The organism is Variovorax sp. Varisp53, from assembly GCF_059491555.1.
In genome coordinates, this window is record NZ_CP168512.1 from 1,278,518 (window position 1) to 1,304,674 (window position 26,157).

Here is a 26,157-nt window from a genome sequence, read left to right on the forward strand (position 1 = left end):
GTTGTTTATATTCGCGGGTTTTCGGGAGCTTAGAGTCAAGTGAAAACCCAATCGTTGCTGCTGGCCGTTGCCAGCGCCGCCCTGATGGCGGCCTGTGCCGCTCCGGCGCCCGCGCCCGCCCCGGCACCTGCCGCGCCGCCGCCTGAACCGGTCTACCAGTGCAACGCCGATGGCGCCCGCTTTGCCGTAGGCCAGCCGCTGACGCCCCAGCTCGAAGCCGCCGCCCGCGTGCGCGCAGCCGCCGGCACGGTGCGCGTGCTGAAGCCCGGCGACGCGGCCACGACAGAACTCAATGGCGGTCGGCTCAATCTCGACGTCGACGCCCGCAGCCGCGTGACGGACGTCCGCTGCGGTTGATGGAACCGGAATTGCTACGAAAAATGTAGCAATTCATTCAGGCAAGGCGGGCATGCACGCCTGCCTGGCTAGATCGGGGTGAATCTTTGCCGGGGCGTGCCGTCGATCTCGATGGTTTCGCCGAACATGGCGGCCGGCCGGACCCAGAGGCCGTGGGCGCCGTACAGGGCGCGATACAGCGTCATCGGCTCCAGCGTCTCGCTGTGGCGCACGGTGCCGATCACCTCGTATTCGCCGCCCTTGTAGTGGCGGTAGCGGCCAGGGGGCGTTTCGATCAGGGGCGGGAGGTCTTCGTCGTTCAACGGGGCTTCTTTCTTCAAAAACTGTCGGGGCTTGATTTGACGGGAGTTGGATGGATCGCGCTGATTTTGTTCACCTGGTTCGACTGAGCGAGCACGCCAGCGCGGACGATGGTGCGCGCTATCGACGCAGCGTCGCGGCCTTTGCCGCGCTCGGCTACCTGTGGGTGCTGGGCTGTCTCGGGCTTTCGGTGGGCATCATTGTCTGGGTGGTTTCCTCGATCGGGGAAGCGCGCTTCAATTTCACGCGGGGCTGGCTGCTGCTGTTCGCCCTGGGGCTGCTGTGGGCCACGCTGCGCGCGCTCTGGGTGCGCTTCGACGAGCCCGAGGGCGTGGAACTCCGCAGGGCAGACGCGCCGGCGCTCTTCGAGGCGCTGGACCGCATCCGCGGCAAGATCAAGGGGCCGCCGGTCCACCACGTCTATCTCGATGACGAATTCAATGCCAGCATCCGGCAGGTGCCGCGCTTCGGGCTGTTTGGCGGCGCCGTCAACTCGCTGAGCATCGGCCTGCCGCTGATGATGATGCTCGACCGGCGGCGGCTGCTGTCGGTGCTGGCGCACGAGTACGGCCATCTGCGCGGCAACCACGGCAAGTTGAGCGCCTGGATCTACCGCACCCGCCTGTCGTGGCTCAAGCTCGATGCCGACCTGCAGCGCAACGAGGGCGTGATGGCGCTGTTTTCGCAGGCATTCTTCCGCTGGTACTTCCCACGCTTCGCGGCCAAGACCTTCGCGCTGGCCCGCCAGGACGAGTACGAGGCCGACCGCATCTCGGGCCGGCTGCTGGGCGCTTCCGTGGCGGCGGCTGCGCTGACCGAGATCGCGATCAAGGGCAACTGGTACGCCAACGAGTTCTGGCCCTGGCATTGGGCCCGCGCCGAGCACGAACCGCAGTCGCCGGGCCCGTTCGAGGCCCTGCGCAAGCGCGTGCACACGCCGCCCGGCGAAGACTTCGCCCGCCAGGCGCTGCGCGAGGCGATGCGCCGCGTCAGCGACCTCGAAGACACCCACCCCGTCTTGCGGGATCGCCTGGAGGCGCTCGACCAGAAGGCGGTCATGCCCGAGTGGTCGATGCGCCCGGCACTCGAGCTGTTGGCCGACGAAAAGCAATGGATCGAGCATTTCGACCAACAATGGCGCCGCGCCCACGCCTCCGACTGGAAGCAGCACCATGCACACCGGTCGCGCATCCGCGAGCGCATCACCGTGCTGGCCGCGCGTGGCGAGCGCAACACGCCCGACGAGATGGTCGAGTGGGCCGATTCCGAACGACGGCTCGATCCCGCTGCCCCCGTGCGCGTGCGCTACGAGAGCGCCCTGCAGATCGCGCCGGAGCATCCAGGCGCGCTGCGCGGGCTGGCCCAGATGCTGCCCGCGAGCGATCGCGAAGCGCGTCTTGCCGTGCTCGAACGGCTGCACGGCTCCGGCGCCGCCAGCCGCTGGTGGGCGGCCAGGAGCGCCGTGGCCTCGCTCGAAGATCCCGACGCGGGGCCGCACGACGAAGAGGCGCTGAAGCTGTGGCGCGGCCGTCTCAAGGAGGCGGAAGAGGCCGAGACGCGTGCCTGGGAAGAGATCACCGGCACGCCGGTCTTCAGCCAGATCTCGCGGCACGACCTGAACGATTTCGAGCTGGGCGAACTGCGGGCCGACCTGGTGCGCTGCCTGCCTGCTTCGCGGGCCTGGCTGGTGCGCAAGAACCTGCACGAATTCCCGTGGCGCCGTGCCTACATCGTGTTCGTCGAGCTACCGGGGCTCGACGACGAAGACCGCTGGAGCCTGTGCCGCCAGCTGGAGCAGACCCTCACGCTGCCGGGCGTCGCGCTGGTGCTGTGGGCTGGCCATTCGCCCAAGCTGGAAGACGTCGAGCGGGAGGCCTTCGGGGCCGTCTGGATGCGCGGCGCATAGCCCTTCGGACTGGACGGGGCGGCGGCTGAGACAATCGGGGGATGCACCCCAAAGCCCTGTTGGAGGCCACCGCCGATCTGGTCGGCCTTGTCCTGAAATTCGATCACCCGGCCGACCAGGTCGTTTCGCGGTTCTTCCGCGACCACCGCGAGTTCGGCCCGCGCGAGCGCGCGACGCTTGCCGAAACCGTCTACACCGTGCTTCGCAAGAAGCTGCTGTTCGATCACCTCTCGCCCTCGGGCAGCGGCTCGAAGGAGCGCCGCATGGCGATCCTGGGCTTTCACGGCCCGCGCGATTTTCTGAAGAGTGCGCTCAACGACACCGAAAAGCGCTGGCTCGACAACTGCGACGCCGTCAAGCCGGACGACCTGCTGGAACGCCATCGCCACAACCTGCCCGAGTGGCTGGTGGCGCCGCTCAAGGCGCAGCTGGGCGACGGTTTCTGGCCGCTGGTCGAAGCCCTGCAGCAGCCCGCACCGCTCGATCTGCGCGTCAATGCGCTGACCGACAAGCGCGCGGATGTGAAGGCGGAGCTTGCGAAGGCTGCTATCAAATCGGAAGCGACCCCGTTCTCGCCCTGGGGCCTGCGCATCGAGGGCAAGCCGGCACTGACCAAGCTGGACGCCTTTGCCCGTGGCGCCATCGAGGTGCAGGACGAAGGCTCCCAACTGCTGGCGCTGCTGCTGGATGCCAAGCGCGGCGAGATGGTGGTCGACTTCTGCGCCGGTGCCGGCGGCAAGACGCTGGCCATCGGCGCGACGATGCGCAACACCGGCCGGCTGTATGCCTTCGACACCTCGGCGCACAGGCTCGACGCGCTCAAGCCGCGGCTGGCGCGCAGCAAGCTCTCGAACGTCCATCCGGCCGCGATCGCGCACGAGCGCGACGACCGCATCAAGCGACTGGCGGGCAAGATCGACCGCGTGCTGGTCGACGCGCCCTGTTCGGGGCTGGGCACGCTGCGGCGCAATCCGGACCTGAAATGGCGCCAGTCGCTCAAATCGGTCGAGGAACTGACGGTCAAGCAGACGGCAATCCTGCAAAGCGCGGCGCGGCTCGTGAAATCGGGCGGCCGTCTGGTTTATGCCACGTGCAGCGTGCTGCCGGAGGAAAACGAGGCGATTGCGGAGGCCTTCGGCGCCGCCAACCCCGATTTCGTGCCCGTGGATGCGGCAGAGTTGTTGCAGGGCCTCAAAGTCGAGGGCTCCGAGGCGCTGTGCGCCGGCGGGGAGGGCGGCCGCCGCTACCTGCGGCTGTGGCCGCACCGTCATTCGACCGACGGTTTCTTCGCCGCGGCGTGGAACCGGAAATAGAGGCGGAACTCCAAACTAGGGTTAATCTGCGCTTTTCTTGAAGGTTTAAAGGCTTTGCTTTAGGCCTGCCGCTTTAAAATCGCGGGTTATCTAAAGGCTGCACCTTCGTGTGGCCATGGAGTACCTGACTCAATGTTGCTTCCTGACTCGGCCGTCCTGAATGCGGCTATCCAATGGCTCGGACACGGCCTGTGGGACCTCGCATGGTGGCAAGTCGTGCTGTACACGCTTGTCACCACGCACATCACGATTGCCGCGGTCACGATCTTCCTGCACCGCACGCAGACGCACCGGGCCATGGATCTGGGCCCGATCCCGTCGCATTTCTTCCGCTTCTGGCTGTGGCTCGGCACCGGCATGGTGACGAAGGAATGGGTCGCCATCCACCGCAAGCACCACGCCAAGTGCGAAACCGTCGACGACCCGCACAGCCCGCAGGTCAAGGGCATCGACGAAGTGCTCTGGCGCGGCGCCGAGCTGTATCGCGCCGAGTCGAAGAACAAGGAAACGATGGAGCGCTACGGTCACGGCACGCCCGATGACTGGATCGAGCGCAACCTGTATACGCGCTACAGCTGGCAGGGCGTGGGCTTGATGCTGGTGATCAACCTGGCGCTGTTCGGTACGCTCGGCATGGCCGTGTGGGCCGTGCAGATGCTCTGGATCCCCATCACCGCCGCCGGCGTCATCAACGGCATCGGCCACTACTGGGGCTATCGCAACTTCGAGGCGCCGGACGCCAGCCGCAACATCATGCCCTGGGGCCTGATCATCGGCGGCGAAGAGCTGCACAACAACCATCACACCTATCCGACCTCGGCCAAGTTCTCGGTCAAGAAGTACGAATTCGACATCGGCTGGATCTACATTCAGGTGTTCCAGAAGCTCGGCTGGGCCAAGGTCAAGAAGGTGCCGCCGAAGATGCTGATGGGCGACATCCAGCCCGTGGCCAACGAGAAGACGCTCGAGGCCGTCATCGCCAACCGCTATGAAGTCATGGCTGGCTATGCGCGCGAAATGCGCCGTGCCACCAGCCAGGAGCTGGACGCGTTGAAGACCAAGGGCGCCGACCTGTCGGTGCTCAAGGCTGCCAAGCGCTGGCTGCACCGCGACGACGACAAGGTGCCTGCCGCGGCCCGTTCGCATGTGGTACAGGCCCGCGCCGCCCACCCCGTGCTCGATAAGATGGCCACGATGCGCGAAGAGTTGCGCCAGCTGTGGCTGAACACCTCCCAGTCGCGCGAGCAGCTGGCGGCCGATCTGGCGGCTTGGTGCCACCGGGCGGAAGCCAGCGGCATTGCCGGCCTGCGCGACTTCTCGACCCGCCTGCGCGCTGCACGCGCCTGACGCGAGCCACGCGCCAATCAAAAAGCCGGCTTGATCGCCGGCTTTTTTACGCCTGTCGTTTCTTGCGGCATGTCCCGCTTTTCCGATGAGGGGTGGGCGAGAGCGAAAACTGCAGGCAACAAAAAACCCGCTGGGTAAGCAGCGGGTTTTTTGTTTGGGAAAACCAGGGAGCCGAATTACTTCAGCTTGATTTCCTTGTATTCGACGTGCTTGCGCGCCTTCGGGTCGAACTTCATGATCGACATCTTTTCAGGCATCGTCTTCTTGTTCTTGCTGGTCGTGTAGAAGTGGCCGGTACCCGCGGTGGATTCCAGCTTGATCTTTTCGCGTCCGCCTTTGCTCGTTGCCATGTTTCAGCTCCTTAAGCTTGGCCGCGTGCGCGCAGGTCTGCGAGCACGGCGTCGATACCGTTCTTGTCGATCAGGCGCAGTGCAGCGCTCGAAACGCGCAGGCGAACCCAGCGGTTTTCAGTCTCGACCCAGAAACGGCGGTATTGCAGGTTCGGCAGGAACCGGCGCTTGGTTTTGTTGTTGGCGTGGGAAACGTTGTTTCCGACCATCGGGCCTTTGCCCGTTACGTCGCATACGCGTGCCATGTGGACACTCTTTCTTGAACAGCTGGCACCGGCGCAATCGTGGCGATTGCAGGTGTTTTGCAGCTTGACCTCGCCAGAAAACGGGTGGCGGTACCCCGGCTTTGCCTGTATGCCAGGAATCCTCGCGAGAGGGCCCTGTTTCGGCAAAGCCTTGGATTATAGCCCTTTTGGGGCCTGCGCCGGTTACAGCGTGCCGTCCTGCTCCAGGAATCGCTGGGCGTCGAGTGCCGCCATGCAGCCGGTGCCTGCGCTCGTGATGGCCTGGCGGTACACGTTGTCCTGCACGTCACCGGCGGCAAAGACGCCTGGAATGCTGGTCATCGTGGCGAAGCCCTGCAGGCCCGAGCGGGTCAGGATGTAGTTGTCCTTCATCTCCAGCTGGCCCTGGAAGATGTCGGTGTTGGGATGGTGCCCGATGGCGATGAAGCAGCCCTTGAGGTCGATCTGCTCGGTGGCTCCGGTCTGTGTGTTCTTGATCCGGATGCCCGTCACGCCCGAGTTGTCGCCGAGCACCTGGTCGAGTTCGTTGTGCAGCTTCAGCACGATCTTGCCTTCGGCGACCTTCTCGTTGAGCTTGTCGATCAGGATGGGTTCGGCGCGGAACTTATCGCGGCGGTGCACCAGCGTCACCTTGTTCGCGATGTTGGCGAGGTAGAGCGCCTCTTCGACAGCAGTGTTGCCGCCGCCGATCACGCAGACCTCCTGCTCGCGGTAGAAGAAGCCGTCGCAGGTCGCGCAGGCGGAGACGCCGCGGCCCATGAACTGCTGTTCGGAATCGATGCCCAGGTACTTCGCGGAAGCACCCGTGGCAATGATCAGCGAGTCGCAGGTGTAGGTGCCGCTGTCGCCGGTGAGGGTGAAGGGGCGCTTGCCCAGGTCGACCTTGTTGATGTGGTCGAAAACGATCTGCGTCTTGAAGCGCTCGGCGTGCTCCAGGAAGCGCTGCATCAGGTCGGGGCCCTGTACGCCGTGGACGTCGGCCGGCCAGTTGTCGACCTCGGTGGTGGTCATCAATTGCCCGCCCTGGGCGATGCCGGTGATGAGCAGGGGCTGAAGGTTTGCGCGGGCTGCGTAGACGGCTGCGGTATAGCCGGCCGGGCCGGAGCCGAGAATCAAAACCTTGGCGTGTCGAGGAGCGGACATGAGTAGAAAACCTAAGATATACGCTGCTTCAGCGTGTACATTTTCAGGGTGGTAGCGATATATATGGAGTATCACTGCTCGGTTCAACACCGGGTAAACGGTGTTTTCAATGCGCGCGATTGTAGTAATCCATCGGCTTGCTCTTCGGACTGCTCCGCGCGCTGTCTCAGGGATTGATAAATGTCGATGCTGTCCAACCTCGAATTGCTTCGGCGCGTTCCGCTGTTCGCGTCGCTGACGGCCACGCAGTCCGCCAGCATTGCGGACGCGATCATCAAGAAGCGCTTCAAGCGCGCGGAGGTCGTGGTGGAGCAGGGCAAGAAGTCCGATGCGCTCTACATCATCCTGACCGGCCGCGCGCGCGTCACCAGCGCCGACAGCCGCGGGCGCGAGGTCATCCTTGCCACGCTGCACCCCGGCGACTACCTGGGCGAGATGAGCCTCATCGACGACGAGCCGCACTCGGCCACGGTGCGCACCGAAATCCAGTGCGACGTGCTCATGCTGGGCCGCGACGCCTTCGCGCGCTGCCTGCCCGAGAATTCCTCGATGGCCTACAACATCATGCGTGGGCTGGTGCAGCGCCTGCGGCATGCCGACCGCAAGATCGAGTCGTTGGCGCTGATGGACGTTTACGGCCGTGTGGCCCGCTCGCTGCTCGAGTTCGCCGTCGAAGACGGCGTCGGCAATCTCAAGGTGCGCGACAAGATTTCCCGCCAGGACCTGGCCAAGATGGTGGGCGCTTCACGTGAAATGGTGAGCCGTGTGATGAAGGACCTCGAAGAGCGAGGTTTCGTGCAAACCCTGGATGACGGGTCGATGATCGTCAAGGAACGGCTCCTGTCGTTGGCTTGAAGCTCCAGGGCCGGGCCCGCCGTTGCCGGCGGCCCCGGCCTTTTGTTGTAGTGTTCGTGCTTCCGGCCCCCGATTTTTTGGGCCGGGCGCCGTGTTTTTCATGACCTATTCGCTCAATACGCTTCAATCTTCTTCTGCTGCCGAGGGGCAACCCGGGCGCATGCGCGCCATGCGCTTCGCCCACGAAATCACGCTGATCGCAGGCTTCGCGGCGCTGTTGTTCTGGCTGCTCGCGATGCTGAGCTTCACGCCTTCCGATGCCGCCTGGTCGACCTCGGGCACGGGGGGCGAAATCAAGAACTGGGGCGGCCGCATCGGCGCCTGGCTGGCCGATGGCAGTTATTACCTCGCCGGTTATTCCGTGTGGTGGTGCCTTTTCGCCGGACTGCGCGCATGGCTCTCATCGCTGGCCAACTGGCTGCGCGGCGGCGAGCCAGCATCCGGCGAGCAACCGGCGCCGCGTGGGCGCTTCAATCGCAGCCGTCTTGCCTTCTGGTTCGGCCTCGTCCTGCTGCTGTGCGCAAGCACCGTGCTCGAATGGTCGCGCCTGTACCGGCTCGAGGCGCATCTGCCGGGTTCCGGCGGCGGCGCGCTGGGCTATCTCGTGGGGCCGGCCAGCGTGCGCTGGATGGGCTTCACCGGATCGGCGCTGGTGGCCATCGCCGGCGGCGTGATCGGCTCGGCGCTGGTGTTCCGCTTCTCCTGGAGCCTGATCGCCGAGCGCATCGGCGCGCGTGCCTACTCGCTGTTCGAGTCGCGCCGCGAGAAGCGCGAAATGGCAGCCGACATCGCCATGGGCAAGCAGGCCGCCCGCGAGCGTGCCGAGGCCGACGAACCTGCGTTCACGCGCGACGACGCGGCCAGGGCGGAGCCCTCGCTGGTTTCGTCGTCAGGTGGCGCCTTCGACGACGAGGACGAAATCCGCATCGAGCCGCGCCCCAAGCGCCGCCCGCCATCGCCGCCGGTTCAGATCGAGCCCGCGATGACCGAAGTGCCCAGGAGCGATCGCGTCGTCAAGGAGCGCCAGAAGCCGCTCTTCAAGGAGTTGCCCGACAGCAAGCTGCCGCAGGTCGACCTGCTCGACGCCGCGCAGGCGCGCCAGGAAACAGTCTCGGCCGACACGCTCGAGATGACCTCGCGCATGATCGAGAAGAAGCTCAAGGACTTCGGCGTCGAGGTGCGCGTGGTGCTCGCTTCGCCCGGTCCCGTCATCACGCGCTACGAAATCGAGCCCGCCACGGGCGTGAAGGGCTCGCAGATCCTCGGTCTTGCCAAGGACCTCGCACGCTCGCTCTCGCTGGTGTCGATCCGCGTGGTCGAGACGATCCCGGGCAAGAACTACATGGCGCTCGAGTTGCCGAACGCCAAGCGCCAGTCGATCAAGCTCAGCGAAATCCTGGGCTCGCAGATCTACAACGAAGGCAAGTCGATGCTCACCATGGGCCTCGGCAAGGACATCATCGGCAACCCGGTGGTGGCCGACCTCGCGAAGATGCCGCACGTGCTGGTGGCCGGTACCACCGGCTCGGGCAAGTCGGTGGGTATCAACGCGATGATCCTGTCGCTGCTCTACAAGGCCGAGGCACGCGACGTCCGCCTGCTGATGATCGACCCGAAGATGCTCGAAATGTCGGTCTATGAAGGCATCCCGCACCTGCTGGCGCCCGTGGTCACCGACATGCGCCAGGCGGCGCACGGCCTGAACTGGTGCGTGGCCGAGATGGAGCGCCGCTACAAGCTCATGAGCAAGCTCGGTGTGCGCAACCTGGCCGGCTACAACACCAAGATCGACGAAGCCAAGGCGCGCGAGGAGTTCATCTACAACCCCTTCAGCCTCACGCCGGACGATCCGGAGCCGCTGCGGCGCGAACCGCACATCGTCGTGGTCATCGACGAGCTGGCCGACCTGATGATGGTGGTGGGCAAGAAGATCGAAGAGCTGATCGCCCGCCTCGCGCAGAAGGCGCGTGCCGCCGGTATCCACCTCATTCTTGCCACGCAGCGCCCGAGCGTCGACGTGATCACCGGCCTCATCAAGGCCAACATCCCGACCCGCATCGCCTTCCAGGTGTCGAGCAAGATCGACAGCCGCACCATCCTCGACCAGATGGGCGCCGAAGCGCTGCTGGGCATGGGCGACATGCTCTACATGCCCAGCGGCACCGGCCTGCCCATTCGCGTGCACGGGGCCTTCGTCAGCGACGAGGAAGTGCACCGCGTGGTGGCCTACCTCAAGAGCCAGGGCGAGCCCGACTACATCGAGGGCGTGCTCGAAGGCGGCACGGTCGATGGCGACGGCGATGGCGACCTGCTGGGTGGGGGCGACGGCGAGAAAGACCCGATGTACGACCAGGCGGTCGAAGTCGTGCTCAAGAACCGCAAGGCCAGCATCTCGCTGGTGCAGCGCCACCTGAAGATCGGCTACAACCGCGCCGCGCGCCTCGTCGAGGACATGGAAAAGGCCGGCCTGGTCAGCGCGATGAGCGGCAGCGGCCAGCGCGAAATTCTGGTGCCCGCGCGCGCGGCGGAGTAATTCGCCGCGCTGTGGTTCTCAAGATTCAGGTTACGTGCTGAAAGGCAATTTGCAAAAACGCCCGGCGGCATTGCAAATCTTCATGAAGCCCTGCAGCTGCCGCAATTCGCGGCGGTTAGGGTCGATGCCAATGCCACAGCTTTTCCAAGCGAGGAATCCAAATTGAAATTGCGTCATTGGCTGTTGATCGGCCTCCTGAGTTCTGCCAACGCCTGGGCCGGCGGGCTCGAAAGCCTTGAAACCTTCGTCAGGACGGTCAAGTCCGGCCGCGCCGATTTCACCCAGACCGTCACCGCCCCGGCGCGCGAAGGGCAACCGGGCCGCACCAAGACCTCGAGCGGCACCTTCGAATTCCAGCGCCCCGGCAAATTCAAGTTCGACTACCAGAAGCCTTTTGCGCAGGCCATCGTGGCCGACGGCAAGACGCTGTGGCTCTACGACGCCGACCTGAATCAGGTCACGCAGCGCGCGCAGGCGCAGGCGCTGGGCTCCACGCCGGCGGCGCTGATCGCCGCGGCGCCCGACCTGAAGGCGCTGCAGGCCGATTTCACTCTCGAGGCCGCGCCGGAGCGCGATGGCCTGCAATGGGTCAAGGCCACGCCAAAGAACAAGGATGGCCAGCTGCAGAGCGTGCAGGTCGGCTTCCAGGGCGAGGCGCTTGCGGCGCTCGAAATCCTCGACAGCTTCGGCCAGCGCTCGGTGCTCAAGTTCGGCAAGGTCGAGGTGAATCCCTCGCTGCCGGCGAGCGTGTTCGATTTCAAGCCGCCGGCCGGCGCGGACGTCGTCAAGCAATAGACCCACAGGCTTGGCCACCACCGCCCACCAACCCCTTGCCGAGCGCCTGCGTCCCAAGACGCTGGGCGACGTGATCGGCCAGCAGCACCTGCTCGGCCCGGGCATGCCGCTGCGAATCGCCTTCGAATCGGGCCAGCCGCATTCCTGCATCCTCTGGGGGCCGCCGGGCACCGGCAAGACCACCATCGCGCGGCTCATGGCCGATGCGTTCGACGCGCAGTTCCTGAGCATCAGCGCGGTGCTCGGCGGCGTGAAGGACATCCGCGAAGCGGTCGAGCGCGCCACCGCCGCGCGCGACGGGCTGGAGCAGCAGCGCACCATCGTCTTCGTGGACGAGGTGCACCGCTTCAACAAGAGCCAGCAGGACGCCTTCCTGCCGCATGTGGAGTCGGGCCTCTTCACCTTCATCGGCGCGACCACCGAGAACCCTTCGTTCGAGGTCAACTCGGCCTTGCTTTCGCGCGCCGCCGTGTACGTGCTGCAGTCGCTCGGCGAAGACGACCTCAAGCAGATCGTGGCGCGCGCGCAGGCCATCCAGGCCGTGCCCGCCATCGACGCCGCGGCGGTCGATCGCCTCGTGGCCTATGCCGACGGCGATGCGCGCCGGCTGCTCAACACCCTCGAAACTCTCGCGGTCGCAGCCCGTGCCGAAAAGCTCGACCACATCACCGACGAGTGGCTGCTGCGGGTGCTCGGCGAGCGCATGCGGCGCTACGACAAGGGCGGCGAACAGTTCTACGACACCATCAGCGCGCTGCACAAATCCGTGCGCGGCAGCGACCCCGACGCCGCGCTCTACTGGTTCGTGCGCATGCTCGACGGCGGCGCCGATCCGCGCTACATGGCGCGCCGGCTGGTGCGCATGGCCAGCGAAGACATCGGCCTGGCCGATCCGCGCGCACTGCGCCTGGCGCTCGATGCGGCCGAAGTCTACGAGCGTCTGGGTACACCCGAGGGCGAACTGGCCCTGGCCGAATGCGTGGTCTATCTCGCCATCGCACCCAAGTCGAACGCCGTCTACAAGGCCTACAACGCGGTGCGCGCCCTCGTGAAGACGGACAGCACGCGACCCGTGCCCATGCACCTGCGAAATGCGCCCACCAAGCTCATGAAAGAGCTCGACTACGGCAAGGGCTACCGCTATGCGCACGACGAGGAGGGCGGTTTCGCCGCCGGCGAGCGCTACCTTCCACAAGGGCTGGAGGGCCAGGTCTTCTACGAGCCCGTCGAGCGTGGACTCGAGATTCGCATCGCGGAAAAGCTGCGCGAGCTGCGCCGCCGGAACGCCGAAGGCAACGGCTGATACTTGTTTGCAGCACGCTTGCAAAGCGTGCATGGCCCCACGCGCATACAGCATGACGTGAGCGGGTAAACCCCCGTCGCCGCGCACCAAATCGACGCTGGTGCATGACTACAATCCCGCCCACAAATCCGCCGGCGACACATGTTGGCTGGTTTTTTGCTTGTCAACCCAGGGGCGCCAAACCGGTGCCCGGCGGGTGAATGGCACCCCGCAACGGTGCAACACATAGGAAATCGCGTTATGGACATTTTGCTGCAGCAGATCATCAACGGTCTGGTACTGGGCAGCATGTATGCCTTGATAGCCTTGGGCTACACCATGGTGTACGGCATCATCAATCTGATCAACTTCGCGCACGGAGAAGTGCTGATGGTGGGGGCGCTCACGAGCTGGACCATCATCGGGCTCATGAAGGACGGCATGCCCAACACACCGGGCTGGCTGATCCTCCTCATCGCGCTGATCATCGCCTGCGTCGTCGCGGCAACCCTCAACTTCGTGATCGAGAAGGTGGCCTACCGGCCGCTGCGCAACAGTCCCAAGCTCGCGCCGCTGATCACGGCCATCGGCATGTCGATCCTGCTGCAGACGCTGGCCATGATCATCTGGAAGCCGACCAACAAGGCCTATCCCAACCTGCTGCCGACCGACCCCATCCACGTGGGCGGCGCGGTGATCTCTCCCACCCAGGTCATGATCCTGAGCGTCACGGCGTTCTCGCTCGTGGTGCTCATGTGGCTGGTCAACTACACCAAGCTCGGCCGTGCAATGCGCGCCACAGCGGAGAACCCGCGCGTGGCGGCACTCATGGGCATCCGGCCCGACATGGTGATCTCGGCCACCTTCATCATCGGTGCCGTGCTCGCGGCCATTGCCGGTGTGATGTACGCATCGAACTACGGCATCGCGCAGCACGCGATGGGCTTCCTGCCCGGCCTCAAGGCCTTCACCGCAGCCGTGTTCGGCGGCATCGGCAACCTCGCCGGTGCGGTGGTCGGCGGCATCCTGCTGGGCCTCATCGAGGCCATCGGCTCGGGCTACATCGGGACGCTGACGGGCGGCGTGCTCGGCAGCAACTACAGCGACATCTTCGCGTTCATCGTGCTGATCGTCATGCTCACGCTGCGTCCGTCCGGCCTGCTCGGCGAACGCGTGGCGGACCGTGCCTGAGGAACGAGCCATGAAAAACAGCAAGAACCTCGCCTTCTACATCATCGGCATCGTCGCCGTGCTCGCGCTGCCCCTGCTGCTGCAGATGCAGGGCAACGCCTGGGTGCGCATCGCCGACATCGCATTGCTCTACGTGATGCTGGCACTGGGCCTGAACATCGTGGTCGGCTATGCCGGCCTGCTCGACCTGGGCTACGTGGCCTTCTTCGCGATCGGGGCCTACCTGTACGCGCTGATGGGTTCGTCGCACCTGAGCGAGACCTTCCCGTGGTTCGCACAGATGTTCCCGAACGGGCTGCACACCTCGCTGCTGATCGTGATTCCGCTGGCCCTTGCGGTGGCCGGTTGCCTGGGCGTGCTGCTCGGCGCCCCCACGCTCAAGCTGCGCGGCGACTACCTCGCCATCGTCACGCTCGGCTTCGGCGAAATCATCCGCGTGTTCCTGAACAACCTCGACCAGCCGGTGAACATCACCAACGGGCCGAAGGGCATCACCGCCATCGACTCCGTCAAGTTCTGGGGCCTCGACCTCGGCAAGGCATGGAAGTTCGACGGCTTCTCGATCTCCTCGGTCTCGCTGTACTACTACCTGTTCCTGGCGTTGGTGATCGCCACGATCATCATTTCGCACCGCCTGCAGACCTCGCGCGTCGGCCGCGCCTGGATGGCCATCCGCGAGGACGAGATCGCGGCCAAGGCGATGGGCATCAACACCCGCAACATGAAGCTGCTGGCCTTCGGCATGGGCGCCAGCTTCGGCGGCGTGTCGGGCGCGATGTTCGCGGCCTTCCAGGGCTTCGTGTCGCCCGAGTCCTTCAGCCTGATGGAGTCGGTGATGATCGTCGCGATGGTGGTGCTCGGCGGCATCGGGCACCTGCCCGGCGTCGTCCTCGGTGCCGTGCTGCTGGCCGCGCTGCCCGAAGTGCTGCGCTACGTCGCCGGCCCGCTGCAGTCGCTGACCGACGGCCGCCTCGACGCTTCCATCCTGCGCCAGCTGTTCATCGCGCTGGCCATGATCGTCATCATGCTGGTGCGTCCGCGCGGCCTCTGGCCCTCGCCGGAACACGGCAAGACGCTGACCAGGAAAGGCGCAGTGCCCGTCGACCCGGCCCATGCGGCCGTGGCCCCCGGATCGCTGCAAACGCATGCGCCGGGCATCGATACGCCCGCCGACGAATTGCCGGGTGCGGCTTCGCGTCCCATGTCGATCAATCCCTGAACGCCGAAGGAAAAATCAACATGACGACAGACACCATCCTCGACGTTCGCGGCATCTCCAAACGCTTCGGCGGGCTGCAGGCCCTCTCCGACGTGGGCATCACCATCAAGCGCGGCCAGGTCTACGGCCTGATCGGCCCCAACGGCGCTGGCAAGACCACCTTCTTCAATGTGATCACTGGGCTGTACACGCCCGACAGCGGCACCTTCGAACTCGCCGGCAAGCCCTACCAGCCGACGGCCGTGCACGAAGTGGCCAAGGCCGGCATCGCGCGCACCTTCCAGAACATCCGCCTCTTCGCCGAAATGACGGCGCTGGAGAACGTGATGGTCGGGCGCCACATCCGCACGCACTCGGGCGTGCTCGGCGCGATGTTCCGAACCGGCGGCTTCAAGGCCGAGGAAAAGGCCATTGCCGACCGCGCGCACGAACTGCTCGACTACGTCGGCATCGGCAAGTTTGCCGACTACAAGGCGCGCACGCTGTCGTACGGCGACCAGCGCCGCCTGGAAATCGCCCGTGCACTGGCCACCGACCCTCAGCTCATCGCGCTGGACGAGCCCGCCGCCGGCATGAACCTGACCGAGAAGGTCGCGCTGCGCGAGCTGATCGACCGTATTCGCCGCGACAACCGCACCATCCTGATCATCGAACACGACGTCAAGCTCATCATGGGCCTGTGCGACCGCGTCACCGTGCTGGACTACGGCAAGCAGATTGCCGAAGGCACCCCGGTGGACGTGCAGAAGAACGAGAAGGTGATCGAGGCCTACCTCGGCACCGGAGGCCACTGACATGAGCACCGCAACCATGAGCGAACAAGAAACCTCGTCCACCGCCGCGCAAGCCAAGGCGGCCGGCAAGACGCTGCTGAAGGTCACCGGCCTGAGGGTCGGCTACGGCGGCATCCAGGCCGTGAAGGGCGTGGACTTCGAAGTGCGCGAAGGCGAACTGGTGTCGCTGATCGGCTCCAACGGCGCCGGCAAGACCACCACCATGAAGGCCATCACCGGCACGCTGCCGGCCGGAGCCGGCAACATCGAATTCCTGGGCCGCAGCATTAAGGGCCGCGGTGCGTGGGATCTGGTGGAAGAGGGCCTCGTGATGGTGCCCGAAGGCCGTGGCGTGTTCACGCGCATGACCATCACCGAGAACCTGCAGATCGGCGCCTACATCCGCAAGGACAAAGCGGCCATCGCGAGTGACATGGAGCGTGTGTTCGTCACCTTCCCGCGCCTGCGCGAGCGCAAGGACCAGCTGGCCGGCACGATGTCGGGCGGCGAGCAGCAGATGCTGGCCATGGGCCGTGCGCTGATGGCGCGCCCCAAGGTGCTGCTGCTCGACGAGCCGACGATGGGCCTGTCGCCGATCATGTGCGACAAGATCTTCGAGGTGGTGCAGACCGTGGCCTCGCAGGGCGTGACCATCCTGCTGGTCGAGCAGAACGCCAACCGCGCGCTGCAGCTGGCCGACCGCGGCTACGTGATGGAGTCGGGGCTTATCACCATGAACGGTGAAGCCAAGGCCCTGCTGAGCGACCCGCGCGTGCGGGCCGCCTACCTCGGCGAATAAGCAAGCCTCCTACCCCATTGCCGCCGCCGCAGCCTTGATGGCCTCGCGGATGCGGCCGTAGGTGCCGCAGCGGCACACGTTCTCGATGGCGTCGATGTCGGCGTCCGTCGGGTTGCGCGTGCGGCGCAGCAGGTCCACCGCCGCCATGATCTGCCCCGGCTGGCAGAAGCCGCATTGAGGCACGTCGAGGTTCATCCAGGCCTGCTGCACCGGGTGCAGCGTGTTGCCGTTGGCCAGGCCCTCGATGGTCGTCACCTGGCGGCCGCGCACGTCGGACACGCGCACCGAGCAGGTCGTCACGGCCTTGCCGTCGACGTGGCAGGTGCAGGCCTTGCACACGTTGATGCCGCAGCCGTACTTCGGGCCGGTGATGCCGAGCTTGTCACGCAGCACCCACAGCAGCGCCAGGTCGTCGGGCGCCTCGACGTCCACGTTCTGGCCGTTCACCTTGAAAGATTGCACAGGCATGGCGGGTCTCCTCAGGCGGGGATCGGAACGTTGACGGGTGTGGGCAGCTTGCCCGGCGGGATCGGCGTGAAGTCGACCGGGAAGTTCAGCGGGAAGCTGCGCGGCTTGATGCCGGTGGCGCGCGCGTAGGCGTTGGCGATGGCGCCCGAGCTCGCCGACAGGCCGACCTCGCCCAGCCCGCCGATGGCCTCGCCGTTGGCCGGCAGGATGATGACCTTCACGTCCTTCGGGTAGTGCTTCATGCGCGAGAAGTGGTACTGCGAGTAGCTGCCTTCCAGCGGCAGGCCGTTCTGGATGTGCAGCCCCGCCGACAGCACCAGCGCGATCGATTCGCACAGGCCGCCCTGCAGCTGCGCTTCGATGCCCGAGGGGTTGATCGGCGTGCCCACGTCGATGGCGATGGTCGCGCGCACCACGCGGGCCTGCGCCGGTACCCGCGCGTCGATCTCGACGATGCAGGCCGTGAACGACTTCGTCTCCTGGTGCACGCCCACGCCCTGCGCAAAGCCCGCCGGCATCGCCTTGCCCCACTGCGCGGCTTCCGCCACCGCCTTAAGCACCGCGCGGGCGCGCGGCAGGCGCAGGTACTCGAGCCGGAAGGCGACCGGGTCCTTGCCCGCGGCGCGGGCCATCTCGTCGACCAGGATCTCTTCCACCAGCCGCGCGGGCTGGATGTGCACCGAGCGGTACGAGCAGGTGTTCATGTCCATCGGCACCGGCGTCAGCAGCTTGGTCGTGACGCCGAAGTTGTAGGGCGAGGTCACCATGGTCTTGAACATCACCTGCTCGATCGCGAAGTTGCCCACCGTCTGCGGGAAGGCATTGGGCAGTGCGATGGCGGCGGCCTCGAGCATGTTGCCGAAGCCGTGGCGCGTGTCCAGCCGCACGCTGGCGATGCGCTGCTCGAAGGAGATGACCTGGCCCAGCAGCATCGTGGCGCGTGCCTTCTGGTAGATCGGCGGGCGGATGCGCGTGTGGCGCATGTCGTCGGTGCGGTGGTACATCAGGCGGCAGGGGCGCCCCAGCGCCTTCGACACCTGGATCGCCTGCAGCACCGGGTCCCAGAACAGGCGCCGCCCGAACGAGCCGCCCGAGGGCACCACATGCACGACAACCTTGTTCAGCGGCAGGCCCAGATCGGCGGCCACTGCCTGCTGGGTGACGATGGGGCTCTGCAGCCCGGCCCAGATTTCGGCGCGATCCGCTCGCACGTCCGCAATCGCACATTCGACTTCCATCGGGCAGTGCGCGGCCGGCGCGAACTCGAACTCGGCCTCGACCGTCAGCGCGCCCAGCGGCGGCAGCGCAAAGGGCAGCAGCGACGACTTCAGCTTGCTCATGATGGTGGCGTTCGACTCGCCGTCGAGCGGGCCGGCGCCCCAGATCACGTCGAGCGCGTTCACCGCGGCCCAGGCCTGGCCGAAGGTCTCGGCCATCACCGCCACGCCCGGCGGCGTCGGCGTGATGCCGTTCGTGGCGGGAATCGGCACCACGCCGATCACGCCCGGCATGCCCATCACCGTGTTCAGGTTGTTGATGCCGACGAACTTGCCGTTGATGGTCGGCGGGCGCCGCACCATCGTCGGCTTGGCGCCGGGCACCGCCTGGTCGAGCGTGAACTTCTTGCGGCCGGTGACGATGTCGAGTGCGTCGAGCCGCGTCACGCGCTGGCCGACCACCGAGGGCGTGGAGCCCGAGAGCAGGCCGCCGAGGCCGCCCAGCGTCGGCATGCCGGCATGCATCGAACGCACGCTCGACGAGCCGCCGGTGAGCTGGTTCCAAATCAGCTCGGGGCTGGCGTCGGCCGACGTGACTTCGATGGCGCTCAGCGGCAGGCGCAGCTTGTCGGCCAGCATCATCGCGGTCGCCGTGGCGATGCCCTGGCCCACTTCGAGGCGCGGCAGCGCAAGGCGCACGCGGCCGTCGCCGGTGTTCGTCACCTTCACCAGCGGCATGGTCGGCAGCGACGTCAGCGTGACCGCGTCGCCGATGTCGATCAGGTCGGTGGTGTCGGGCGGGGTCATGGGCAGCAGCGCGGCCACCGCGGAAGCGGGTGCCGTGAGGGCACCGATCCCCGCGATGCCGGCCGCCGCCGATGCCAGCGGTGCGGCCGTGGCGTAGCCCAGCACGTCGCGCCGGCGCAGGCCGTGCGCATCCCCGCCGTCCGGTCCGCGCGCGGGGCGCGGGTCCTTGTTCGAACGCTTCATCGTTGTCTCCTTGTTGTTTGGCGAACGCGGATGACTGTGGCACCATCGCCGCGCCGAAGATGTCGTTGCAACGACATTTCTTACGGTCCCCGCCGACCGGCGCCTGCGACGGATCGGCCGATGCGATGTCACGAGGGACGACAGCAGGAGGCGCGATGTCGAACGCGTTGGAGAACATGCTTCGCGAGAGCTTGTGGGCGCGCGCGCTCACGGACGACGAGCTCGACCGCGTCGTCCAGGAGTCGCACGAGCGCGTGGTGCCGGCCGGCGGCTTCGTCGTGCGGCGCGGCGAGCCGGCCGATCATTGGATCGGCGTGATGGATGGCCTGCTGAAGATGTCGGTGTCGCTGCCCGACGGACGCGTGTCCACCTTCACCGGCGTGACCGCTGGAGGCTGGAGCGGCGAAGGCTCGCTGCTCACCCCCGGACGCTGGCGCTACGACGGCGTGGCGCTGCGGCCCACGCGCGTGGCTTGCGTGCCGCGGCACAGCTTCGAGCGGCTGATGTCCACCAGCATCGACTTCAATCGGTTTCTGTTGTTACACATCAACGCGCGACTGAGCCTGTTCATCGGCCTCATGGAATTCGATCGGCTGCTCGGCCCCGACGCGCGCGTGGCGCGCTGCCTGGCCAGCCTGTTCGACCCCATCCTCTATCCGCGTGCCACCCGCTTCGTGCGGCTGAGCCAGGACGAGATCGGCCTCTTGTCGGCCGTGTCGCGCCAGCGTGCCAACCGCGCGCTGCATGCGCTGCAGCGCGACGGCCTGTTGCGCATCGAACATGGCGGCGTGGAAGTGCTCGACCTCGCAGGCCTGCGCACCTACCAGAGCGGGGCGGCCGAAGCGGCGGCGGCCGTGGCTGCGGCCACCGACACGCAGGCCGCAGCGCCCCTGGACGACCTCGTCAGTCCACCTTCGCCCCGGTGGCCTTGACCACCTTCTCGTACTTGGCGAGTTCGCTCTTCATGAAGCTGCCGAACTGCTCGGGCGAGTTGCCGACCGGCTCGGCCAGCATCGAGGCGAAGCGGGTCTTCGTTTCCGGCGCATTCAGCGCGGCGACGAAGGCCTGATTCAGCTTCACGACCACCTCGTGCGGCGTTCCGGCCGGCGCCACCAGGCCCCACCACGTGTCGATCGAGAAGCCCTTGAGCGTGTCGGCCACGGGCGGCACGTCGGGCAGGGCGCTGCTGCGCTTGAGCGTCGTGACCGCGATCGCCTTCAGCTTGCCCGAACGGATGTTCGGCGCGGCCGTGGCGAGGTTGTCGAAGTTGAAGTCGACCTGCCCCGACAGCAGCGCCAGCTGTGCCGGGTTGCCGCCGTTGTACGGAATGTGCACTGCGAAGATGCCCGCTTCCTTCTTGAACAGCTCGCCCGCGAGGTGGCCGGCGCTGCCGTTGCCGCCGCTGGCGTAGTTGAGCTTGGCCGGGTTGGCCTTGGCATAGCGGATCAGGTCGGCCACGCTGTTGATGTTCAGGCGCCTGGCCGTGTCGGCGTTCATCACCAGCACGTTGGGCACGCGGACCATCTGCGTGATCGGTGCGAAGTCGGTCGCGGCGTTGAACGGGATCTTGCTGTAGAGCCACGGGTTCACCGCGTTGGTGGCGGTGGCCGCGATGCCGATCGTCAGGCCGTCGGCGGGTGCCTTCGCCACGATGTCGGCGCCGATGTTGCCGCCAGCGCCGGGCTTGTTGTCGATGATGACCGGGCCCAGCGTGTCCTTGACGCGCTCGGCCAGGATGCGAGCGGTGTTGTCGATCGGGCCGCCTGCCGCGTAAGGCACGACGAGGCGGATCGGCCGCTGTTGCTGCTGCGCCATCGCCTGGCTGGTGCCCAGCAGGGCCGCGACGCCGGCGAGCAGGGTGAGAAGGAAGTGTCTCGTCTTCATTGTCTTTTTGGGGTGTCTCAGGGAAGGGCCTTGTCGGCCTCTGTGGTGAATGCGTCGGCAAAAAATTCTTCTTCGGGCAGGCCCGCCAGCGCCACGTAATCGCGCTTGGCCGAGTCGACCACGATGGGCGCACCGCAGGCATAGACCTGGTAGCCCGACAGATCGGCGAAGTCTTCCAGCACGGCCTGATGGACGAAGCCGGTGCGGCCGGTCCAGTTGTCTTCGGGCGTGGCATTGGAAATGACGGGCACGTAGCGCAGGCTCGGCATTTGCGCCATCTGCTCGCGCACCCAGGCGTCCATGTACAGGTCTTCGGGCCGCCGGCCGCCCCAGTAGAGCGTGGCGGGCCGCTCGATGCCCTTGAACTTCATGTGCTCGAGCAGCGCCTTGATCGGCGCGAAGCCCGTGCCCGAGGCCAGCAGGATCATCGGCTTGCCGGAATCCTCGCGCAGGAAGAAGCTGCCGAAGGGGCCCTCGATGCGCAGGATTTCCTTTTCCTTCATCGTGCCGAACACATGGTCGGTGAACTTGCCGCCGGGCAGGTGCCGCAGGTGCAGTTCGATGCCCGTGCCGGGCTGGCCCAGCGTGTGCGGCGCATTGGCCATCGAGTAGCTGCGGCGTGCGCCATCGCGCAGGATGAACTCCACGTACTGGCCAGCGTAGAACTGCAGCGGCTCGCCGGCCGGCAACTGCAGGCGCACCATCATCACGTCGTGCGACAGGCGCGTGAGGCCTTGCACCCGTACCGGCATCTTGCGGATCGGCAGGGCGCCGGCCTCCGTGACCTGTCGCGATTCGAGCACCACGTCGCTCCGGGCGTGCGCACAGCAGGTCAGCACGTAGCCGGCGAGTTGTTCTTCGGCACTCAGGGCCTTGCTCTGATGGGGCCCCAGCGTGACCTCTCCCGACAGCTTCTTGCACTTGCACGAGCCGCAGGCGCCGTCCTTGCAGCCATAGGGAAGGCCGATGCCCTGCCGGATGCCCGCCGCGAGGATGGTCTCGTCGCCGTGGACCATGAAATGGCGTCCACTGGGTTCGACGTGGATGGAAAAGCCCGCTTCGTGCGGTGCTGTAGCAGTCATCGGTATTCTTCGAGGTGAACTCTTCGCGGGCCGTACGAAGCCCGGTGAGCAACTGAATTGGGACAGGAACAGGATTTTGCCTTCAATCAATAGCCCCTCCGGCGCTCTGCCAGCGCGGTTCCGGCGCGAACGCCTGCTGATCGTCGGATGCGGCGACATCGGCCAGCGCGTGGCGCGCGATCTGCGCGGCCGCATGCAACTGGTGGCACTCACTTCGTCGGCCGACCGCGTGGGCGCCCTGCGCGCGGCCGGCATCCGACCGCTGGCGGGCAATCTGGACGACGCGGCCACGCTGCGCCGGCTGGCGGGCATCGCCACGCGGGTGTTGCACCTGGCGCCGCCCGCCCGCGACGGCGGTGCCGCCTGGTGGCGCGACCAGCGCACCACCGAACTGGCGCGGGCATTGCGCCTGCGGTCGTTGCCTTCGGCGTTCGTCTACGGTTCGACCAGCGGCGTGTACGGCGATTGCGGCGGCGCCCGAGTCGACGAAACCCGCGGCGTGCGGCCCGACACGCCGCGCTCCCACCGCCGCGTGGATGCCGAACGCGCCGTGCGCTGGCTGGGCCGCAGCGCCGGTGTGCGCGCCAGCATCCTGCGCATTCCGGGCATCTACGCGCCCGATCGCGAAAACGGCACCCCGCGCGGCCGCCTGCAGCGCGGCACGCCCGTGCTGCGGCGCGAGGACGATGTCTACACCAGCCACATCCACGCCGACGACCTCGCACGCGCCTGCGTGGCGGCCTTGTTCCGCGGCAAGCCGCAGCGCATCGTGCATGCCTCGGACGACACTGAGCTGCGCATGGGCGACTACGTTGATCTGGCTGCCGACCTCTACGGCATGCCGCGCCCACCGCGTGTGGCGCGCGGCGACGCCGAGCGGCAGCTGCCGCTGCAATTGCTGAGTTTCATGGGGGAATCGCGCCGGCTGGACAACACGCGGCTGAAGCGTGAACTGCGGGTGCGGCTGGCGCATCCGACGGTGCATACGGGCCTGCGCGAAGCGGCCTGACCTGTGAAGCGGGAGCGGTCCCCTTCCAGGGATACCGCGGAGCCGGCTCTGCCGGGCCGCCGGTATCGCCCCCGGTAGGGGGTTGGCGAAGCGACACGAAGTGCGCGAAGCCTGGGGGCGAGAAAAATGTGGTGCCCGGGGCCGGAATCGAACCGGCACACCTTTCGGTGGGGGATTTTGAGTCCCCTGCGTCTACCAATTTCACCACCCGGGCAGGGTTCTGAACGAAGCCCAAAATTATGGCACAGTGGCTGCCATGAATTATCCGACGATCGAAGACGCCATCGGCAAGACCCCTCTGGTCGCACTGCAACGCATCAACGCCGCAGAAAACGCCAAGCGCGGCAACGTGATTCTCGGCAAGCTCGAAGGCAACAATCCCGCGGGCTCGGTCAAGGACCGGCCGGCCCTCTCGATGATCAAGCGCGCCGAGGAGCGCGGCGAGATCAAGCCCGGCGACACCCTGATCGAAGCCACCTCCGGCAACACCGGCATCGCCCTGGCCATGGCCGCGGCCATCAAGGGCTACCGCATGGTGCTGATCATGCCGGAGGACCTCTCGATCGAACGCGCCCAGACCATGAAGGCCTTCGGCGCCGAGCTCGTGCTCACGCCCAAGAGCGGCGGCATGGAATACGCCCGCGATCTCGCCGAACAGATGGTGGCGCAGGGCAAGGGCCGGGTGCTCGACCAGTTCGCCAACCCCGACAACCCGCGCATCCACTACGAGACCACCGGCCCCGAGATCTGGGCCGATACCAAGGGCAAGATCACGCACTTCGTGAGCGCCATGGGCACCACCGGCACCATCACCGGCGTGTCGCGCTTCCTCAAGGAGAAGAACCCGGCAGTGCGCATCATCGGCGCGCAGCCGGCCGAAGGTTCGCGCATTCCCGGCATCCGCAAGTGGCCGGCCGAGTACATGCCGAAGATCTACGACCCGAGCTGCGTCGATGAAGAAATCAGCGTGAGCCAGGACGATGCCGAAGAGATGTGCCGGCGCCTCGCGCGCGAAGAGGGCATCTTCGGCGGCATCTCGGCGGCCGGCGCGCTGTGGGCCGCGCTCCAGGTGGCGAAGACGGTCGAGAACGCCACCATCGTGTTCGTGGTCTGCGACCGCGGCGACCGCTATCTCTCCACCGGCGTCTTCCCCGCCTGACAAGGCTCGCCCCCAGGCTATGCGCACTTCGTGTCGCTTCGCCAACCCCCTCCGGGGGCAACACCTGCAGCCCGGCAAAGCCGGTTCTGCGGTGTTCCTGGAAGGGGCCACTACTCAACAAAAAGAAGGCTGAGAACCCCATGCCCCACCCCAAGTTCTGCCAGGTCTGTGCCACGCCCCTCGAGTGGATCGCGCTGATGGAAGACGGCGGCCCCAAGGAGCGCCTGCGCTGCCCCAACTGCGGCCACACCCACTGGAACAACCCGACCCCGGTGCTCGCGGCCATCGTCGAGTACCGCGGCCAGGTGCTGCTGGCGCGCAATGCGGCCTGGCCCGGCAAGATGTTTGCGCTGATCACCGGCTTCATGGAAGCCGGCGAGACGCCCGAGGAGGGCATTGCGCGCGAGGTGAAGGAAGAAACCAACCTCGACATCAGCGCCGCGAAGATCGTCGGCGCCTACGACTTCCAGCGCATGAACCAGATCATCATCGCGTACCACGTGGTGGCCGATGGCGAGGTGAAGCTGTCGCCCGAGCTGGTGGACTACCGCCTCTACGACTTGCCCGACCTCAAGTGCTGGCCCGCCGGCACCGGCTACGCGCTGGCCGACTGGCTGCGCACGCGCGGCCATGAGCCCGTGTTCTTCACCGCGGCCGAGAACGAAGAGCGCCGCCGCGGCCTGAACCTGCCGCCGGAGCCGGGCAATGCAAGTTGATCGCGAGCTCGACACGCGCGGGCTGAACTGCCCGCTGCCGATCCTCAAGGCCAAGAAGTCGCTCAACGAGATGGCGAGCGGGCAGCTGCTGAAGGTGGTGTCGACCGATCCGGGATCGATCCGCGACTTTCAGGCCTTCGCACGCCAGACGGGCAACGAGCTGATGGCACAGGAAACCGTGGGCGGCGACTTCATCCACGTGCTGAAGCGGCGCTGACAAAGAGAAGAGAAAAGAAAAGGGCCGCGTCAGCGGCCCTTCCTTCGTTCACGATGGCGCTCGAAGAAGAAGCGACTACAGCTTCAGGCTCTTGAGGTATTCGCGGAACTCCGCGCCCACCTCGGGGTGGGCCAGCGCCAGTTCCACCGACGCCTGTAGGAAGCCTTCCTTGCTGCCGCAGTCGTAGCGGATGCCCTTGTACGAATAGGCGTAGACCGATTCCTTCTTCATCAGCGCGGCGATGCCGTCGGTCAGCTGGATCTCGCCGCCCGCGCCCTTGGGCTGGTTGCGGATCTCGTCGAACACGCCCGGCGTGAGGATGTAGCGGCCGGCCACGGCCAGGCGCGAGGGCGCATCTTCGGGCTTGGGCTTCTCGATCATGCGGTTGACCTTCACCAGGCCTTCCTCGATCACGTCGCCGGCCACGATGCCGTAGCGCTTGACGTGCGCCAGCGGCACTTCCTGCACCGCAAGCAGCGAGCCGCCGAGGCGGCTGAAAGCCGCGGTCATCTGCGCCAGCACGGGCTGGCCGCCCTCGGGGCCGACCATCAGGTCGTCCGCCAGCAGCACGGCGAAGGGTTCGTTGCCCACCAGGTGCTCGGCGCACAGCACCGCATGGCCCAGGCCCAGCATGCGCGGCTGGCGCACGTACGAGCAGGTCATGTCGTCGGGCGACACCGAGCGCGCAATGTTGAGCAGCGCATCCTTGCCGCTGGCTTCGAGCTGGCTCTCGAGTTCGTAGGCGGTGTCGTAGTGATCTTCGATCGCACGCTTGTTGCGCCCGGTCACAAAAATCATGTCGCGGATGCCCGCGGCGTAGGCTTCCTCGACGGCGTACTGGATCAGCGGCTTGTCGACCACGGGCAGCATTTCCTTCGGCTGTGCCTTGGTGGCTGGCAGGAAGCGAGTACCAAAGCCTGCAACGGGGAATACGGCCTTGCGAATGCGGGTCGAGGAAGTGGACATGGGCAGTACAGCGTCTTTCTTCAAAAGGGGGTGCAGGATGA

Annotated in this window: 26 protein-coding genes and 1 tRNA gene; 17 read left to right on the plus strand and 10 right to left on the minus strand. The window is 66.3% G+C overall.

Features of this window, described 5'->3' with window-relative positions:
- The first annotated feature begins 39 nt into the window (after positions 1 to 39).
- Positions 40 to 357, plus strand: a complete 318-nt coding sequence (locus ACEOAB_RS05740) for an I78 family peptidase inhibitor (RefSeq protein WP_007830276.1) — start codon at positions 40 to 42, stop codon at positions 355 to 357.
- A 68-nt stretch (positions 358 to 425) separates the two neighbouring features.
- Here the strand turns inward: ACEOAB_RS05740 and ACEOAB_RS05745 are convergent, their stop codons facing one another.
- Complete coding sequence (locus tag ACEOAB_RS05745) at positions 426 to 659, minus strand: DUF1653 domain-containing protein (protein ID WP_413748413.1); 234 nt, start codon at positions 657 to 659, stop codon at positions 426 to 428.
- 50 nt (positions 660 to 709) lie between these two features.
- Here ACEOAB_RS05745 and ACEOAB_RS05750 point away from each other — a divergent pair, with 50 nt between their 5' ends.
- The 3 genes from ACEOAB_RS05750 (at position 710) to ACEOAB_RS05760 (ending at position 5,223) form a co-directional block, all read left to right on the plus strand.
- Positions 710 to 2,563, plus strand: coding sequence for a M48 family metallopeptidase (locus tag ACEOAB_RS05750; protein WP_413748412.1), 1,854 nt, complete (start codon positions 710 to 712; stop codon positions 2,561 to 2,563).
- Between the two features lie 41 nt (positions 2,564 to 2,604).
- Complete coding sequence (locus tag ACEOAB_RS05755) at positions 2,605 to 3,876, plus strand: RsmB/NOP family class I SAM-dependent RNA methyltransferase (protein WP_413748411.1); 1,272 nt, start codon at positions 2,605 to 2,607, stop codon at positions 3,874 to 3,876.
- A gap of 132 nt (positions 3,877 to 4,008) precedes the next feature.
- The gene (locus ACEOAB_RS05760) at positions 4,009 to 5,223 is read left to right on the plus strand and encodes a DesA family fatty acid desaturase (protein ID WP_007830285.1); all 1,215 of its coding nucleotides are present in this window, start codon (positions 4,009 to 4,011) and stop codon (positions 5,221 to 5,223) included.
- 176 nt (positions 5,224 to 5,399) lie between these two features.
- On the opposite strand, the gene rpmG is transcribed toward ACEOAB_RS05760, so the two are convergent.
- The 3 genes from rpmG to trxB form a co-directional block, all read right to left on the minus strand.
- Entirely contained in the window at positions 5,400 to 5,573 is a 174-nt protein-coding gene (rpmG, locus tag ACEOAB_RS05765; protein WP_007830291.1) for a 50S ribosomal protein L33, read from the minus strand.
- An 11-nt stretch (positions 5,574 to 5,584) separates the two neighbouring features.
- Positions 5,585 to 5,818 carry a 50S ribosomal protein L28 gene (gene rpmB, locus ACEOAB_RS05770; RefSeq protein ID WP_007830293.1) on the minus strand — a complete coding sequence of 78 codons (234 nt, stop codon included), beginning with the start codon at positions 5,816 to 5,818 and terminating at the stop codon, positions 5,585 to 5,587.
- 183 nt (positions 5,819 to 6,001) lie between these two features.
- Positions 6,002 to 6,961, minus strand: coding sequence for a thioredoxin-disulfide reductase (trxB, locus tag ACEOAB_RS05775; RefSeq protein ID WP_056586396.1), 960 nt, complete (start codon positions 6,959 to 6,961; stop codon positions 6,002 to 6,004).
- A gap of 180 nt (positions 6,962 to 7,141) precedes the next feature.
- On the opposite strand from trxB, the gene ACEOAB_RS05780 reads away from it, so the two are divergent.
- The 8 genes from ACEOAB_RS05780 (at position 7,142) to ACEOAB_RS05815 (ending at position 16,408) form a co-directional block, all read left to right on the plus strand.
- The gene (locus ACEOAB_RS05780; protein WP_056586398.1) at positions 7,142 to 7,816 is read left to right on the plus strand and encodes a Crp/Fnr family transcriptional regulator; all 675 of its coding nucleotides are present in this window, start codon (positions 7,142 to 7,144) and stop codon (positions 7,814 to 7,816) included.
- A gap of 100 nt (positions 7,817 to 7,916) precedes the next feature.
- Complete coding sequence (locus ACEOAB_RS05785) at positions 7,917 to 10,349, plus strand: DNA translocase FtsK (RefSeq protein WP_413748410.1); 2,433 nt, start codon at positions 7,917 to 7,919, stop codon at positions 10,347 to 10,349.
- 162 nt (positions 10,350 to 10,511) lie between these two features.
- Positions 10,512 to 11,144: an outer membrane lipoprotein periplasmic chaperone LolA gene (gene lolA, locus ACEOAB_RS05790; RefSeq protein WP_413748409.1), complete on the plus strand. Its 633-nt coding sequence runs from the start codon at positions 10,512 to 10,514 to the stop codon at positions 11,142 to 11,144.
- Positions 11,145 to 11,154: 10 nt separating this feature from the next.
- Entirely contained in the window at positions 11,155 to 12,447 is a 1,293-nt protein-coding gene (locus tag ACEOAB_RS05795) for a replication-associated recombination protein A (RefSeq protein WP_056586404.1), read from the plus strand.
- 240 nt (positions 12,448 to 12,687) lie between these two features.
- Complete coding sequence (locus tag ACEOAB_RS05800) at positions 12,688 to 13,617, plus strand: branched-chain amino acid ABC transporter permease (RefSeq protein WP_007830303.1); 930 nt, start codon at positions 12,688 to 12,690, stop codon at positions 13,615 to 13,617.
- A 10-nt stretch (positions 13,618 to 13,627) separates the two neighbouring features.
- Positions 13,628 to 14,836: a branched-chain amino acid ABC transporter permease gene (locus ACEOAB_RS05805; protein ID WP_413748408.1), complete on the plus strand. Its 1,209-nt coding sequence runs from the start codon at positions 13,628 to 13,630 to the stop codon at positions 14,834 to 14,836.
- Between the two features lie 20 nt (positions 14,837 to 14,856).
- Entirely contained in the window at positions 14,857 to 15,630 is a 774-nt protein-coding gene (locus tag ACEOAB_RS05810; RefSeq protein WP_176668076.1) for an ABC transporter ATP-binding protein, read from the plus strand.
- A 16-nt stretch (positions 15,631 to 15,646) separates the two neighbouring features.
- Positions 15,647 to 16,408 (plus strand): ABC transporter ATP-binding protein, encoded by a 762-nt coding sequence (locus ACEOAB_RS05815; RefSeq protein WP_042672979.1) that lies wholly within the window; start codon positions 15,647 to 15,649, stop codon positions 16,406 to 16,408.
- Between the two features lie 9 nt (positions 16,409 to 16,417).
- Here ACEOAB_RS05815 and ACEOAB_RS05820 read toward each other — a convergent pair whose 3' ends face one another.
- Together ACEOAB_RS05820 and ACEOAB_RS05825 are read right to left on the minus strand one after the other, a co-directional pair.
- Entirely contained in the window at positions 16,418 to 16,876 is a 459-nt protein-coding gene (locus ACEOAB_RS05820) for a (2Fe-2S)-binding protein (RefSeq protein ID WP_007830311.1), read from the minus strand.
- An 11-nt stretch (positions 16,877 to 16,887) separates the two neighbouring features.
- Positions 16,888 to 19,083 carry a xanthine dehydrogenase family protein molybdopterin-binding subunit gene (locus tag ACEOAB_RS05825; protein WP_495653531.1) on the minus strand — a complete coding sequence of 732 codons (2,196 nt, stop codon included), beginning with the start codon at positions 19,081 to 19,083 and terminating at the stop codon, positions 16,888 to 16,890.
- 155 nt (positions 19,084 to 19,238) lie between these two features.
- Between ACEOAB_RS05825 and ACEOAB_RS05830 the strand changes: the two genes are divergently transcribed.
- Positions 19,239 to 20,015: a Crp/Fnr family transcriptional regulator gene (locus tag ACEOAB_RS05830; protein ID WP_413749374.1), complete on the plus strand. Its 777-nt coding sequence runs from the start codon at positions 19,239 to 19,241 to the stop codon at positions 20,013 to 20,015.
- On the opposite strand, the gene ACEOAB_RS05835 is transcribed toward ACEOAB_RS05830, so the two are convergent.
- Together ACEOAB_RS05835 and ACEOAB_RS05840 are read right to left on the minus strand one after the other, a co-directional pair.
- Positions 19,987 to 20,967, minus strand: a complete 981-nt coding sequence (locus tag ACEOAB_RS05835; RefSeq protein WP_413749375.1) for a Bug family tripartite tricarboxylate transporter substrate binding protein — start codon at positions 20,965 to 20,967, stop codon at positions 19,987 to 19,989. The two genes, ACEOAB_RS05830 and ACEOAB_RS05835, sit on opposite strands and share 29 nt — an antisense overlap.
- 17 nt (positions 20,968 to 20,984) lie before the next feature.
- Entirely contained in the window at positions 20,985 to 22,049 is a 1,065-nt protein-coding gene (locus ACEOAB_RS05840; RefSeq protein ID WP_413749376.1) for a CDP-6-deoxy-delta-3,4-glucoseen reductase, read from the minus strand.
- Positions 22,050 to 22,125: 76 nt separating this feature from the next.
- On the opposite strand from ACEOAB_RS05840, the gene ACEOAB_RS05845 reads away from it, so the two are divergent.
- Positions 22,126 to 23,058 carry an SDR family oxidoreductase gene (locus tag ACEOAB_RS05845; protein WP_495653532.1) on the plus strand — a complete coding sequence of 311 codons (933 nt, stop codon included), beginning with the start codon at positions 22,126 to 22,128 and terminating at the stop codon, positions 23,056 to 23,058.
- Positions 23,059 to 23,187: 129 nt separating this feature from the next.
- Here ACEOAB_RS05845 and ACEOAB_RS05850 read toward each other — a convergent pair.
- Positions 23,188 to 23,272 (minus strand) — tRNA-Leu (locus ACEOAB_RS05850).
- 42 nt (positions 23,273 to 23,314) lie between these two features.
- Between ACEOAB_RS05850 and cysM the strand changes: the two genes are divergently transcribed.
- The 3 genes from cysM to ACEOAB_RS05865 all read left to right on the plus strand — a co-directional run bounded on the left by cysM (position 23,315) and on the right by ACEOAB_RS05865 (position 25,150).
- Complete coding sequence (gene cysM, locus ACEOAB_RS05855; protein ID WP_056586426.1) at positions 23,315 to 24,217, plus strand: cysteine synthase CysM; 903 nt, start codon at positions 23,315 to 23,317, stop codon at positions 24,215 to 24,217.
- Between the two features lie 140 nt (positions 24,218 to 24,357).
- A complete protein-coding gene (locus tag ACEOAB_RS05860) occupies positions 24,358 to 24,933 on the plus strand; it encodes an NUDIX domain-containing protein (protein WP_007830325.1) in 576 nt (191 codons plus the stop codon).
- Positions 24,923 to 25,150, plus strand: coding sequence for a sulfurtransferase TusA family protein (locus ACEOAB_RS05865; protein ID WP_056586429.1), 228 nt, complete (start codon positions 24,923 to 24,925; stop codon positions 25,148 to 25,150). Before ACEOAB_RS05860 ends, ACEOAB_RS05865 begins: the two co-directional genes overlap by 11 nt.
- Before the next feature lie 75 nt (positions 25,151 to 25,225).
- On the opposite strand, the gene galU is transcribed toward ACEOAB_RS05865, so the two are convergent.
- Entirely contained in the window at positions 25,226 to 26,116 is an 891-nt protein-coding gene (gene galU / locus ACEOAB_RS05870) for a UTP--glucose-1-phosphate uridylyltransferase GalU (RefSeq protein WP_413749377.1), read from the minus strand.
- Between the last annotated feature and the right edge of the window lie 41 nt (positions 26,117 to 26,157).